The organism is Acinetobacter sp. FDAARGOS_724, assembly GCF_013364475.1.
Classification (GTDB): Bacteria; Pseudomonadota; Gammaproteobacteria; order Pseudomonadales; family Moraxellaceae; genus Acinetobacter; species Acinetobacter variabilis.
Map to the genome: position 1 here is coordinate 1175149 of NZ_CP054908.1, position 12539 is coordinate 1187687.

The following is a 12539-nucleotide window of genomic DNA, read 5'->3' on the forward strand; positions in this document are numbered from 1 at the left end:
ATTTTGAGTGAGATTCACATGGCACAAGGACTATTGGCGGGTAAGCGCTTCTTGATCGCAGGTATTGCAAGTAAATTATCAATTGCTTTTGGTATTGCTCAGGCATTACATCGTGAAGGTGCAGAACTCGCTTTTACTTATCCAAATGAAAAGCTGAAAAAACGTGTAGATGATTTTGCTGCACAATTCGGTTCTGAATTGGTTTTTCCTTGTGATGTGGCAGTAGATGCAGAAATTGACAATGCATTTGCAGAACTGGCAAAACACTGGGATGGTCTGGATGGCGTCGTACATTCAATCGGTTTTGCGCCAGCACATACCCTAGATGGTGACTTTACTGATGTAACCGACCGTGAAGGTTTCAAGATTGCCCATGACATCAGTGCGTACAGCTTTATCGCGATGGCACGTGCTGCGAAGCCATTACTGGCTGTACGTCAAGGCTGCCTGTTAACGCTGACTTATCAAGGTTCTGAGCGTGTGATGCCAAACTACAACGTGATGGGTCTGGCGAAGGCCTCTTTAGAAGCAGGTGTACGTTACCTGGCATCTAGCCTGGGTGCAGAAGGTATCCGTGTGAATGCGATCTCAGCAGGTCCAATCCGTACATTGGCGGCGTCTGGCATTAAATCATTCCGTAAAATGCTGGATTTGAATGAAAAAGTGGCTCCACTAAAACGCAATGTGACCATTGAAGATGTCGGTAATGCAGCCTTGTTCCTGTGCTCACCATGGGCAAACGGGATCACTGGTGAAATCATGTATGTCGATGCGGGTTATAACACAGTAGGCATGAGTGCTGAACTGATGCTGGATGCAGAATAAGTCTTTTTAAAAGATCAATTTTCAGCAAAGAAAACCCCTCATTATTGAGGGGTTTTTATTTTTAACTTTAATTGTTAATGATGTAAGTCTGATGACAAGGGATACAAGAATTCGGATCAAAATAATTTATCTTTCAGGACTTTCCCACTAAGATGTTTAATATAAAAACAATACAGGATAATAAGGATGTTTAAAAATTTTTTAATCAGCATGATTTTTGTGATGGACACAGTGGGGATCACCACGTCGAGCATGGCAGAAGAAAATCACTATCATGACAATATGCATGAAATTGACCATCATTTAAAAAATTTCAAATCTGCCAAAGATAGCAAAGAGGCGCGGGCAGCATTGCAAGGTATGCAAAAATCTGTGGAAGTTTGCCAGAAAAATTTACCCTCAGGTCTGCAAAAGCTAAAATCCAAAGATGCGAAAGTTACGGCTTATCAGGGATTGTTAACTGACTTATTGAAAGAGATTAAACAAGCTGAACAATTTGTTGCAGCCAATCAGCTAACCAAAGCCCAAACTCTCACAGTGAAAATGGATCAGATTAAAAAGCAGGGGCATCAAGCCTTTAAATAAGCCATAAAAAAGACCGCTATTGCGGCCTTTTTTAACTTCAAGATCAAGTGATTAAGCTTGACCTTCAACAGCAGCAGCTTGCGCACGTTGCATGTTCGCTTCAAATTCAGCATCGAAGTTGATTGGTGTAAGCAGTAATTGCGGGAAGCTGCCTTTAGTCACCATATCATTCACCGCTTCACGAAGGAACGGGAACAGGATGTTCGGGCAGTAAGCACCAAGAATGTATGGCAGACGCTCTTCTTCAACGCCATCAATCAGGAAAATCCCTGCTTGAGTCACGTCAACGATAAACGCTGTATCACCTTCATTGGTCGCTTGAACCACAACTTTTAAAGCCACTTCAAAATGAGTCGGATCAATTTTTTCTGCAGAAGAAGAAAGGTTGATGTTTAACTCAGGTTGCCATTGCTTGGTAAAAACTTGTGCCCCAGGAACTTCAAAAGAAATATCTTTAGTGTAAATACGCTCTAATGCCAATTGTGGTTGAGCTTGTTGTTCTTCACTCATTCTTTAATCCTTGATATGAGGTAGGTTTTAGTAGATTAAGCCAATAATTCGTCTAGTTTGCCTTCACGCTCTAGGGCATAAAGTTGATCAAAACCACCGATAAATTGTTCATTAATAAAAATCTGTGGCACGGTACGATGATTGGTGCGTTGCATCAATTCAAGACGTACTTCAGGGGCTTCATTGGATAAATTAATTTCTTTAAATGCAACACCTTTGCGCTCAAGGAGCTGTTTTGCACGGATACAATACGGACATACTGTCGTCGAATAGATAGTAACTTCAGCCATGATCAATCTCCTGTTCGCAGATTATTTGCTTTTCACCAAAGGTAAACCTTGAGCTTTCCAGTTTGTAATGCCGCCATCCAGACGGTAGGCATCTGCATGACCTACCTGTTGAAGCGCAGAACCTGCAACTTGCCCAAGATTACAAATGAACACCAACGGGCGATCAGATGCTTTTAACTCATCAACGTGTTTTGTAATTTGGCTATATGGAATGTTACGGCTACCACTAATGTGACCTTCACGGAAGTCTTTGGCATCACGTAAATCAATCAGCATGGCATTTTTTGCTTTAACTAAAATTCCCAGCGATTGCGGAGAGATTTTGCGACCATTACGTTGACCTTCGATGATGAAGAATACAACCACGAGTACCGCGAGTGTTCCAAACAAGAAGGGGTGATTCCCCATAAACTCGAACCAACGTTCCACAATTCACCTAATTACAATTTTAAAATTGCCAAGAGTATAGCTCATAAATATGGTGATCAAAATCACCGCTTCAAGGGCTAAGCCTTAAGAAAATTAATTTTTTTGCTGCGCTTCGTTAATTTCGTCAATTAAACGTAAATAGCTGTCTAGTCGGCGCGGCAAAATTTCCCCTGTCGAGGCTGCCTGACGTAAGGCACACTGCTTTTCATGTTTATGTGTGCAGTTACGGAACTGGCAGTGACCGAGCAGGTTTTCAATTTCCGGAAAACCGCTTTGGACTTTGTCCAAGGTCAGATGCCAGAGACCAAATTCACGGATTCCCGGTGAGTCGATGAGAGCAGCGTCATTACCAAAGGAAATCAGACGTGTGGAGGTCGTGGTATGTTGCCCCAGTGCTGAGTTTTCAGAAATGACATTGGTTTTCTGTGCAGCATCCGGAACGATCGCATTAATCAGCGTACTTTTACCCACACCAGACTGACCGACAAACGCTACAGTTTCCTCATTCAGACGAGCGGACAGTTCTGTCAGATCGCCATCGGACTGGGTTTGCATGACTTCATAACCCAAATCTTTATATTCTTTAAACAAATCCAGAATCGGATCATTTTCCTTAAGCAAATCTGATTTATTGAGCACTAAAAGTGCTGGAATCTCTGCATCTGCACAAGCCACCAGATAACGGTCAATCAAACCCGGGGCTGGCTCAGGCAATGGTGCAAACACAATCACAATCAGGGAAATATTGGCGGCAACCGGTTTAACCTTGTGGTAACGGTCAGGACGGGTCAGCAAAGAAGTGCGCGGATGAATCGCCGTAATAATGCCGAGTCCGGTATTTGGATCAGCCTGCCATCTGACTCGGTCGCCTGTTACCAGCAATTCCAGGTTGGTTCGGGTATGGCAGCGCCAGACACTACCCAGTTCAATCGGCTTCCAGAAGGGCTCAGGTTCGCCTTCAGCCACGACCGGTTTTTCAGGATGCTGTTCAGGTACGGACAAGGCCTGGACTTCAAGCTGGCGGCCATAATGCTGCACGACCAGCCCTTCCAGGTCTTGAGAGGTATCGATCTCTTCCTGACGCGTTTTATGCTGTTTTTGAATACGACGTTGTTGTTGTTCAGTTAAACGACGTTTACGTATTAAAGCCATTCAAATCCTAAAAAACCATGGGAGCGAGATGGCAAAAATAGCATGAAGCGGGGTGTCAGTTACAGCATCGACGTAATAAATTTGCTACTATAAATGTTTTATAGCCTAATAAGATTGCACATTTATGAGCAGCACCCCGGATAGCCGCCTGATTTGGATTGACCTGGAAATGACAGGTCTGGATACAGACAATGACCAGATTATTGAAGTTGCCACGATTGTAACGGACGATAACCTAAATATTCTTGCCGAAGGGCCCGTGCTAGCTGTGCATCAATCTGACCGTATCCTGAATGCGATGGACGAGTGGAATACTCGCCAGCATGGTCAGTCTGGCCTGATTGAGCGCGTACGCCGCAGTAAATTGACTGCTCAGGATGCAGAACGTGAAACCATTGAATTCCTGAAAAAATGGGTGAATCCAAAAGTATCGCCTATGTGTGGTAACTCGATCTGTCAGGATCGTCGCTTTCTGCACCGTTTAATGCCTGAACTGGAACAGTATTTCCATTACCGTAATCTGGACGTATCTTCAGTAAAAGAGTTGGCAAAACGCTGGCGTCCTGAAATCATGAGTGGCCTGAAGAAAAATGCTTCGCATCTAGCCATGGATGACATTCGTGATTCGATTGCTGAACTGAAATATTATCGTGAATATTTCTTCATTATGAATAAATAATCCGAACAGTGAAAAAGAGGCGAAAGCCTCTTTTTTATTTGCTCGCAGAAAGTTTCTTGCGATAAAAGTTTTCACTACTCTCAAACAGTACCCAGGTCAGAAGCACCAGAGCAAGATGGGTCTGGGTTTCATATTGATCCAAAATAATCAAGGCAAATAATCCCAAAGTCAGGATACGGATCATGATACTAAGATAATAGTTTTTCTGCTTTTTAAAGGTTAAACCGTAAAGATAGAGCAGGAACAGTAAAACCATCAGGGCAAAAAGGGCGTTAAATAGCATGCTGATCTGACTCCCTTTAAGGTAATCCTAATTGAAATATTGTGAAGTTTATTATGGTTGTAATTTGATCGATTTTACGTGTTTTAGCGATGGCGCAAGAAGGCTTTTTTGACTGATTTTGTATCTGGATTTTAGTGGCAGTAAAGTGCCCATGATTTTGCTAAAATACTCTGGTGTTTTTCTTGCTATTGATGACCTATGACTGATCTGCTTCAAGATGATGAGTATGACCGCCGCTTTGCGGGTGTAGCCAAAATTTATGGTGACGATAGCTTTCATCATTATGAAAACAGTCATGTGATGGTGATCGGAATTGGTGGTGTTGGTTCATGGGCAGTCGAAGCACTGGCACGTACCGGGATTGGCGAGCTCACACTGGTCGATATGGATGTGGTCGCAGCATCGAATATTAACCGTCAGTTACCAGCCATGACCGCAACACTGGGATGTGAAAAAATCGAGATCATGGCAGAACGCTGCCGCTCGATTAATCCTCGAATTAAAATCAATCTGATTGATGATTATCTGACGCCAGAAAATGTGAAAGAAATTCTGTCAGGAAATCCTGACATCATTCTGGACTGTATCGATGACGTCAAAGCAAAGTTTGCCTTGATGCTGCATTGCCGTTTTAACAAGATTCCATTGATTGTATCCGGTGGAGCAGGCGGTAAACTGGATCCGTTAAAAATCCGGGTAGCCGATTTATCCAGAACCGAACAGGATCCAATGCTTGCAAAATTACGTGCGCAATTACGTGCTAAAGGCATCTGTAAAAAGCCAAAAGAAAAATTTGGGATCACTTGCGTCTACTCTATCGATAATCCATTCTCGAGTGCAGATGTTTGTGCAAGCGCAGGCTTGCGCTGTGGTGGTTATGGTTCTGCAGTGGTAGTGACTTCTAGCTTCGCCATGGTTGCGGTATCGGAAGTATTGAAAAAGCTTGATAGCAAAAGACTGAAAGCCTAATTAAGTCAACAAAAAAAGCACACAATTTGTGCTTTTTTTTATGCTAAGTTTAAAATGAATTTTTATACATATAACAAAAACAATCTTTTGGTTTTGGAGCAGCTATGTGGTTTTTGCTAGTGCTGGTTTTGGGGATTGGGGCTTTAGCAATCTGGATGTGGAAACGTCCTGATCCGGTGAAACGTGATCAGGCCAAAGCCGTGCATCATGATCTATGGATTGAGCAGATTGATGCTCAATTGAAATATGCAACCCGTCTAAGTACGGATCCACATTATCCGGATTATGAACGCGCCTATCAAATTTATCAGGGGCTGGCCCAGCAGCAGGAATTGCCACAGGCTTATGTGGGTATGGCCTTGATGCATTTAAACGGACAGGGGCGTGAGCAGAGCACGGAAAAAGCGATTAGCTTTCTTGAAAAAGCTTATAGTTTAGGTGGGGAAGATGCAGCCTATCATTTAGGTCAGATCTATGATGGTCATCAATACCAATTAAATAATCCTGAAAAAGCCTTGTACTGGTATCGGTATGCGGTCGCGCGCGGTCATCTGGATGCGCAGTATCGCATCACTGAGCTGTCCGAATCTGATCATGACACTGCAGAACAGCAACGTCTGCAACTGTTAATTCGAAATGCCGAGCAGGGACATGCCAATTCACAGTATCAGTTAGCCCAATATTATTTGGCAGATGGTGCAGCGCAAGATTTAAGTTTGGGGATCCATTATCTGTTTCTGGCAGCACAGCAGGATCACTTGGCGGCCAATCAGGATATTGCCGAAGCCTATGCAAATGGCAAAATCTTGCCCAAAGATCAACAGCAGGCTTTGAGTTTCATTAAACGCTGTATTCATCTTGGTGATCAGAGTGGTTTATATGATTACTATGCTGGCGTGTTACTCGGCACTATTGATCCTGATCAACGTCAACGGGTGTTTCAGCATCTATTACAGCAGTCCAAAGAACATAAAGATGCACAGGCCAAAACTCTGATCGGTCTGGCCTATTTTCATGGTTGGTATGTGCAAAAAAATGAAACCATGGCATTTCGTTACTGGTCTGAAGCAGCACAAACTCAGCATCCTCAGGCCTTGAGTCTGATTGCCGCACTATATTTTGAATCCTATCTGGTCGCACATGAACCGGAGAAAGCATTTGAACTCTATCAACATGCCTTGCAAAGCGATCCTGGTCATCGATTTAGTCATATGGGTCGGGCACTCTGCTATTTAAACGGAGTGGGGGTAGCCAAAGATACGACTAAAGCTACCCAAATGATTCAGGCAATCGCACAGCAAGAGCAACTTGCAGCACAGTCTGAAGCTGATCTGATTTATATAGTGGGACGTTTTTATGGCTTGCCTGAATATCCACTACCGACACGAGAAAAAGCAATTCAATATTTGAATCAGGCGGTGGCGAAAGGTTCAAGTAAGGCTGCCTGGTATTTGTATCAGGCTTATAGTGATTTTTATCCAGTCTTTGCAGTGAATGAGGAACAGGCCAAACGTTATCTGCATCAGGCAGCTCAATTGGGAAATGCACAAGCACAGGCCGAATTGGGCATGATGCATTTAAAGGGCAAGAAGGTGGAGCAAGATACGGCTTTAGGACTGAAGTATCTGCAACAGGCTGCGAGCCAGCATAATGGTCTCGCACTAAATGCTTTAGGTGAAGCTTTGGAACAAGGAATTGGTATTGAAGCCAATTTGGATCAGGCAATCCAGTGCTATCGTAAAGCGGCTGCGCAGGTGAATGCCGATGCTTATAGTCATCTGGGGTGCTTATATACCAAAGGCATTGGTGTAGAACGTGATATTGCAATTGCCCGTCAATGGCTGGAAAAAGGCAGTCTGTTAGGACATGAGCCTTCTATTGAACAGCTCAACAATGTAAATGCTTATCTGCATATGTAAACTTCAAAAAAAGCCGCTGACTAACAGCGGTTTTTTATTGAGTTAAATGTATTGCTTAAGGCAGTTGCTTGATCGGGCTACCCCCCAAAGCTTGCATCAGGGTCACATAAGCATTGTATTGGCTTTGTCGGGTTTGCACCAAAGACAGACGGGCATTACGTGTAGTCTCTTGTGCATCCAGCAGATTTTTCAATGCCACTGCACCATTACGATAACGCACTTCAGTCAAACGTTCTGTACGTTCAGCCAGTTCAACATTACGTTGTTGTAACGCAACCTGTTTGGTGAGTTCAGTGCGATTAGACAGGGCATTCTCTACATCGGCAAAAGCTTCGTACATGGTCTGACGATACTGGATAATTGCCTTTTCGTATTCCAGTTCATTCACCTGTAAATCACGTTTCATATCATTCCATTGCAGGAATGGCAGGCTGAGTCCTGCGCCTAAGGTCGCCACCGGATTTTTAAGTGCATCTGACAATGATGAACTGGTGCCTACGCCAGTACTTAGGCTGCCAGTCAGGCTGATCGAAGGATAATAACTGGCCTTGTTGGCATCCTTGTTGGCCAAGGCTTTACGCAAACGCAGTTCAGTGGCTCTCAAGTCAGGACGGCGGGAGAGAAGGCTAGCAGGCAAGCCAGCTTCAATCGACGGTAAGGCAATATTCGGTAAACGTTGAGGTTCCTGAATCGAAAGCTGTTGCACAGGCATATTCATGAGTACTGCCAGTGCCGTACGTGTTTCCACACGCTGCTGTTCAATTTGGCTTAAGGTCGCTTGCTGGCTTTGAATGGCCTGTTCAGCTTGAGTCAGATCGAGACCAGACACTGCACCGGCACGATACTGGACATTGACCAGATCATACGTACGCTGTGCAGTCGCCAGGTTTTGTTGAACCACGCTATAACGTTCATTTAGATAACCCAGCTGCCAGTACAGTTGAGCAGTCGTACCAATCAGACTTTGTGCAGTCGCCTGTAAGTCCTCTTCAGATGCCAGGGCCTCCCAACGCGCTGCTTCAGTCTGATTGGCCAGTTTACCGAACAGATCCAGTTCATAGCTTAAGCCAGGGAAATTAACCCCAAAACCGGATGAACTGCTGCCATCTTCCAGATCAAAGCTTCTACGTGTGGTTAAACCAGCATCACTGATACGTACACCTTGCTGGCTTTGTGTCTGTCTGGCTTGAATACGGGCTTGCTGCAAATTGATCCCGGCCACGGCCAGATCACTATTGGCTGCCAGTACGTCATTCACCAGACTATTTAATTGGGGATCTTTAAATAGAGTCCACCATTGATCTGCGAGAATATCAGCATGAATTTGCTGACTTACAGCTTTACTGTTTTGAAAGTTATTAGGTACCTGTACAGCAGGTTGTTCATACGGCGTTTTCACCACGGCCGCACAGCCGACCAATGAACTCCCTAGAATCAGGGCACTGGCAAGTTTGGTAAGAGTATGCATATCAGATTCCTTATTCTCGAGAAAGTGCATCGACCGGATTCAAACGGGCTGCATTACGTGCCGGGATAAAGCCGAACACAATACCGATCAGACTTGAGCAGACAAAGGCCGCGACAATCGATGTGGTTGAGTATGCCATCTGGAAGGTTCCTTCAGCAAAATGGGTAATCAGCTGACCGATACCGAGTGACAGCAATACGCCTAAGATACCGCCCAGAATACAAACCAGAACAGCTTCAATCAGGAATTGCTGCAGAATGTCACTTTGGCGCGCACCGACCGCCATCCGTACCCCGATTTCTTGCGTACGTTCAGTCACCGAAACCAGCATAATGTTCATCACACCAATACCACCGACCACTAGGGAAATGACGGCGATAGCCGAAACCAGAAGCGTCATGGTCTGAGTGGTTTCTTGAATGGTTTCACGAATACTGTCGGAGTTTTGCGTAAACACATCTTGAGCACCATGGCGTTGTACCAATAGGCTTAAAATGGCATTTTCCGCAGCCGCACTTGGATATTCATCTTTAATACGCACAATGATACTGCGTACATTGGATTGTCCCAGCATACGGCTCATGACGGTTGAATAAGGCAAATACACATTCAGGCTGTCTGAGTTGCCCATCATGCTTTTTTGTTCTTCAATGACGCCAATCACCCGACTCGGTACACTACCCAATAGAATGACTTGACCGACAGGATTAGTGCCATCCGCAAAGAAAGTGTTTTTGGTATTGCTATCAATCACCACGTCCTGAGCTTGTTCGGTCACACTTTCTTTATCAAAGGGCTGACCTGACTCGAAGTTCATACCTTTGACATAGAAGAAGTCTTCACTGACACCGTTGACCGTGGTCGATGCTTCGATCTCTTTGAAGCGTCCGGTGACACTACTGTTGACCGATGGACTGACACCATCGACATAAGGTTGTTCCGATAGGGCAGTAGCATCATCAGGAATCAAGGTTTTCACTTGTGCAGTTCGGGAATTATCCCCAAAGCCCCGGCCTTGGAACACGGTAATGGTATTGGTCCCAAGACTGCTGATATTTTCCAGAATCTGCTTTTGTGAGCCATTACCGAGGGCAACGACTGAAACCACCGACGCGATCCCGATAATGATGCCGAGCATGGTCAGGAAGGTCCGCATCCGGTGTGCATTCATGGCCAATAAGGCCATACGGAAAGCTTCACCGAGACGGTCTACTGCAGAACGCCAGCTCGAGATTTTCTTTTGTTCATTTCGAACCAGATTTTCTTTCTCGAAACCATCATCAACTTCAGGCACATTCGGTTTGTCTGAAATGATATTCCCGTCTGAAATTTCGATAATGCGCGTGGCATTTTTAGCAACGTTATGATCATGGGTAACCAAAATAATGGTATGACCTTTGGCATTCAGTTCACGCAAAATGCGCATGACCTCAATACCACTGTTTTTGTCCAATGCCCCGGTGGGTTCATCGGCCAAGATCACATCACCACCATTCATTAAGGCACGAGCAATCGATACACGTTGTTGCTGACCACCAGACAGTTGGCTCGGACGGTTTTGGGTTTTGTCTCCCAGTCCTAGATCGGTCAGTAATTGCTTGGCACGAGCATTACGCTCGGTCGCATCGGCACCGGCATAAATTGCGGGTACTTCAACGTTGCCCGTAGCATTTAAATCACCCAATAAGTGATAGCGCTGGAAAATAAAGCCGAAATACTCACGACGCAATTGAGCTAATTCATCAGGCTCAAGCTCGCGGGTTTCACGTCCTTTAACTTTGTAGCTACCGTTGGTGGGTTTGTCCAAGCAACCTAAAATATTCATTAAGGTTGATTTACCTGAACCCGACTGACCTACGATTGCCACTAATTCACCGGGATAAATCTCAAGATTAATCCCTTTAAGAATCTGAACAGTGCTTTCACCGGCGGGGAATTCACGAGTCAGATTCTTAACCTCAAGTAGAGGTGTTTGATTTTGACTCATAATTACATTCTCATTGGGCCGCCAGCACCACCACGATTGCTGCGTTTAGCTGAATCATTTGAAGTATCTGAACCATCTGCAATCACCACTTTATCGCCTTGATTTAAGCCGCGGATGACTTGAGCTGTGACGCGGTTATTCAGACCAATTAATACAGGTTGAGGTTTTGCAGAACCATCTGCTTGTAATACACGAACCATCGATACAGTTGCTTTTCCTTGTTTAACCAAGGCTTTTTCTGCTTCAGTGAGTTCTAAGCGTTTAGGTCGATCCGTTTTATTTTCACCTTGTTTCGCATCAGCAGGAGCGGCAGCATTATTGGCTTGTGTTTTATCGCTATCGGGACTTTGTGCACGGCGCTGCGGACGGTTTGAGGTTTGCACCGCTGCGGCAGGAATAGTCAGCACATTTTTCGCTTCATCTAAAATGATGTAGACCTGAGCAGTCATATCAATACGTAATTTACCATCTTCATTCGGTACATCAAATAGGGCGTTGTAATACACCGCAGTACTTGATGATGAAGTCGATGTGCTGTTGCTTTCGGTATTGATCGAGTCCGGTGCAGGTTCAACTTGACGTAATGTTGCATAGTGTTTGGTTTCACTGTCACCTAAAGTGGTGAAGTAAACACTTTGACCTTCCTGAACTTTCATCACATCGGCTTCAGAAATTTCCGCTTTAATGGTCATGGTATCCAGCTGCGCCAGTTTCACAATCGTTGGTGCACTTTGATTGGCGTTTACAGTCTGACCTTCTTCAGTCACGATCGCTACAATGGTTCCGTCCATTGGCGCCACAATTTGGGTATAACCGAGATCTTCTTTCGCAGTGGCTAGAGTTAAACGTGACTGTTCGATCTGTGCATTAATCGCGGTGATATCTGCCTGAGCGGTTTTGTAGCTGGCTAATGCAGATTCTAGTTCTGAACGCGAGGTTGCATCTTGGGCATACATGGCTTGCTGACGCTTATACTCGGCTTCCACCTTAGCGAGGTTGGCCTGTTTCACGGCAAGCTGTGCCATCTGGTTTTTAATACTGGCTTCAGCAGTCTTTAAATCATTTTCCTGACGAACAGAGTCAATTCGGGCAATCAGTTGGCCTTGTTTGACCTGATCGCCAAGTTGCACATACATTTTTTTAACCTGACCCGAAACCTGGGCACCGACGCTGACCATTTTGGTGGCTTCAAGTACACCAGTTGCCAGTACCGAATTTTCGATATCCCCTTGGGTCACTTCAGCTGTAATGTATTGTGGCTGCTGCTCTTTAGGTTTCAGAAAATACCAGGCAGTGGCTGCCACCAGGATGGCAATTACAATCGCCATAATGAGTTTCGTAGGTTTTATTTTTGGCATATGGATTCAGATTTGGGTCGTAGGATAACAGTTGATTATAAAAGCGAAATTAGGATAAAACGTGAATTTTTTTTATTTAAAATGA

At 44.6% G+C, this 12539-nt stretch carries 13 protein-coding genes; 5 read left to right on the top strand and 8 right to left on the bottom strand.

The window, feature by feature from the left end; translation table 11 throughout:
- Window positions 1-18: 18 nt before the first annotated feature.
- Together FOC32_RS06900 and FOC32_RS06905 are read left to right on the top strand one after the other, a co-directional pair.
- Window positions 19-825, top strand: a complete 807-nt coding sequence (locus FOC32_RS06900) for an enoyl-ACP reductase FabI (protein WP_005232173.1) — start codon at window positions 19-21, stop codon at window positions 823-825.
- A 186-nt stretch (window positions 826-1011) separates the two neighbouring features.
- Window positions 1012-1410, top strand: coding sequence for a cytochrome b562 (locus FOC32_RS06905; RefSeq protein WP_005232171.1), 399 nt, complete (start codon window positions 1012-1014; stop codon window positions 1408-1410).
- Between the two features lie 51 nt (window positions 1411-1461).
- On the opposite strand, the gene secB is transcribed toward FOC32_RS06905, so the two are convergent.
- From secB to rsgA, 4 genes are all read right to left on the bottom strand, one after another.
- Window positions 1462-1920, bottom strand: a complete 459-nt coding sequence (gene secB, locus FOC32_RS06910) for a protein-export chaperone SecB (protein WP_004782070.1) — start codon at window positions 1918-1920, stop codon at window positions 1462-1464.
- Window positions 1921-1955: 35 nt separating this feature from the next.
- Entirely contained in the window at window positions 1956-2210 is a 255-nt protein-coding gene (grxC, locus tag FOC32_RS06915) for a glutaredoxin 3 (RefSeq protein WP_004782071.1), read from the bottom strand.
- 21 nt (window positions 2211-2231) lie between these two features.
- Window positions 2232-2639, bottom strand: a complete 408-nt coding sequence (locus FOC32_RS06920; protein WP_005232169.1) for a rhodanese-like domain-containing protein — start codon at window positions 2637-2639, stop codon at window positions 2232-2234.
- Between the two features lie 93 nt (window positions 2640-2732).
- Entirely contained in the window at window positions 2733-3791 is a 1059-nt protein-coding gene (gene rsgA / locus FOC32_RS06925) for a ribosome small subunit-dependent GTPase A (protein ID WP_005232167.1), read from the bottom strand.
- 124 nt (window positions 3792-3915) lie between these two features.
- On the opposite strand from rsgA, the gene orn reads away from it, so the two are divergent.
- Complete coding sequence (gene orn, locus FOC32_RS06930; RefSeq protein ID WP_004782074.1) at window positions 3916-4470, top strand: oligoribonuclease; 555 nt, start codon at window positions 3916-3918, stop codon at window positions 4468-4470.
- 34 nt (window positions 4471-4504) lie between these two features.
- On the opposite strand, the gene FOC32_RS06935 is transcribed toward orn, so the two are convergent.
- Window positions 4505-4753 (bottom strand): hypothetical protein, encoded by a 249-nt coding sequence (locus tag FOC32_RS06935; protein ID WP_005232166.1) that lies wholly within the window; start codon window positions 4751-4753, stop codon window positions 4505-4507.
- Between the two features lie 198 nt (window positions 4754-4951).
- Between FOC32_RS06935 and FOC32_RS06940 the strand changes: the two genes are divergently transcribed.
- Window positions 4952-5722 carry a ThiF family adenylyltransferase gene (locus FOC32_RS06940; protein ID WP_005232164.1) on the top strand — a complete coding sequence of 257 codons (771 nt, stop codon included), beginning with the start codon at window positions 4952-4954 and terminating at the stop codon, window positions 5720-5722.
- A 104-nt stretch (window positions 5723-5826) separates the two neighbouring features.
- Window positions 5827-7641 carry a tetratricopeptide repeat protein gene (locus tag FOC32_RS06945; RefSeq protein ID WP_104426618.1) on the top strand — a complete coding sequence of 605 codons (1815 nt, stop codon included), beginning with the start codon at window positions 5827-5829 and terminating at the stop codon, window positions 7639-7641.
- A 55-nt stretch (window positions 7642-7696) separates the two neighbouring features.
- Here FOC32_RS06945 and FOC32_RS06950 read toward each other — a convergent pair whose 3' ends face one another.
- Genes FOC32_RS06950 through FOC32_RS06960 form a run of 3 tightly spaced genes read right to left on the bottom strand, consistent with a single transcriptional unit; the run spans window position 7697 to window position 12454 of the window.
- Window positions 7697-9109, bottom strand: coding sequence for an efflux transporter outer membrane subunit (locus tag FOC32_RS06950; protein ID WP_005232159.1), 1413 nt, complete (start codon window positions 9107-9109; stop codon window positions 7697-7699).
- A 10-nt stretch (window positions 9110-9119) separates the two neighbouring features.
- Window positions 9120-11096, bottom strand: coding sequence for a MacB family efflux pump subunit (locus tag FOC32_RS06955; RefSeq protein WP_005232157.1), 1977 nt, complete (start codon window positions 11094-11096; stop codon window positions 9120-9122).
- 2 nt (window positions 11097-11098) lie between these two features.
- The gene (locus FOC32_RS06960; protein WP_034580270.1) at window positions 11099-12454 is read right to left on the bottom strand and encodes a MacA family efflux pump subunit; all 1356 of its coding nucleotides are present in this window, start codon (window positions 12452-12454) and stop codon (window positions 11099-11101) included.
- Window positions 12455-12539: the final 85 nt, after the last annotated feature.

What these genes read in the sequence shown, in the direction of transcription:
- rsgA (WP_005232167.1), bottom strand. Translation starts at nt 3,791, where the DNA reads ATGGCTTTAATACGTAAACGTCGTTTAACTGAACAACAACAACGTCGT.
- FOC32_RS06960 (WP_034580270.1), bottom strand. Translation starts at nt 12,454, where the DNA reads ATGCCAAAAATAAAACCTACGAAACTCATTATGGCGATTGTAATTGCC.
- FOC32_RS06950 (WP_005232159.1), bottom strand. Translation starts at nt 9,109, where the DNA reads ATGCATACTCTTACCAAACTTGCCAGTGCCCTGATTCTAGGGAGTTCA.
- grxC (WP_004782071.1), bottom strand. Translation starts at nt 2,210, where the DNA reads ATGGCTGAAGTTACTATCTATTCGACGACAGTATGTCCGTATTGTATC.
- FOC32_RS06945 (WP_104426618.1), top strand. Translation starts at nt 5,827, where the DNA reads ATGTGGTTTTTGCTAGTGCTGGTTTTGGGGATTGGGGCTTTAGCAATC.
- FOC32_RS06955 (WP_005232157.1), bottom strand. Translation starts at nt 11,096, where the DNA reads ATGAGTCAAAATCAAACACCTCTACTTGAGGTTAAGAATCTGACTCGT.
- FOC32_RS06900 (WP_005232173.1), top strand. Translation starts at nt 19, where the DNA reads ATGGCACAAGGACTATTGGCGGGTAAGCGCTTCTTGATCGCAGGTATT.
- FOC32_RS06935 (WP_005232166.1), bottom strand. Translation starts at nt 4,753, where the DNA reads ATGCTATTTAACGCCCTTTTTGCCCTGATGGTTTTACTGTTCCTGCTC.
- orn (WP_004782074.1), top strand. Translation starts at nt 3,916, where the DNA reads ATGAGCAGCACCCCGGATAGCCGCCTGATTTGGATTGACCTGGAAATG.
- FOC32_RS06905 (WP_005232171.1), top strand. Translation starts at nt 1,012, where the DNA reads ATGTTTAAAAATTTTTTAATCAGCATGATTTTTGTGATGGACACAGTG.
- secB (WP_004782070.1), bottom strand. Translation starts at nt 1,920, where the DNA reads ATGAGTGAAGAACAACAAGCTCAACCACAATTGGCATTAGAGCGTATT.
- FOC32_RS06940 (WP_005232164.1), top strand. Translation starts at nt 4,952, where the DNA reads ATGACTGATCTGCTTCAAGATGATGAGTATGACCGCCGCTTTGCGGGT.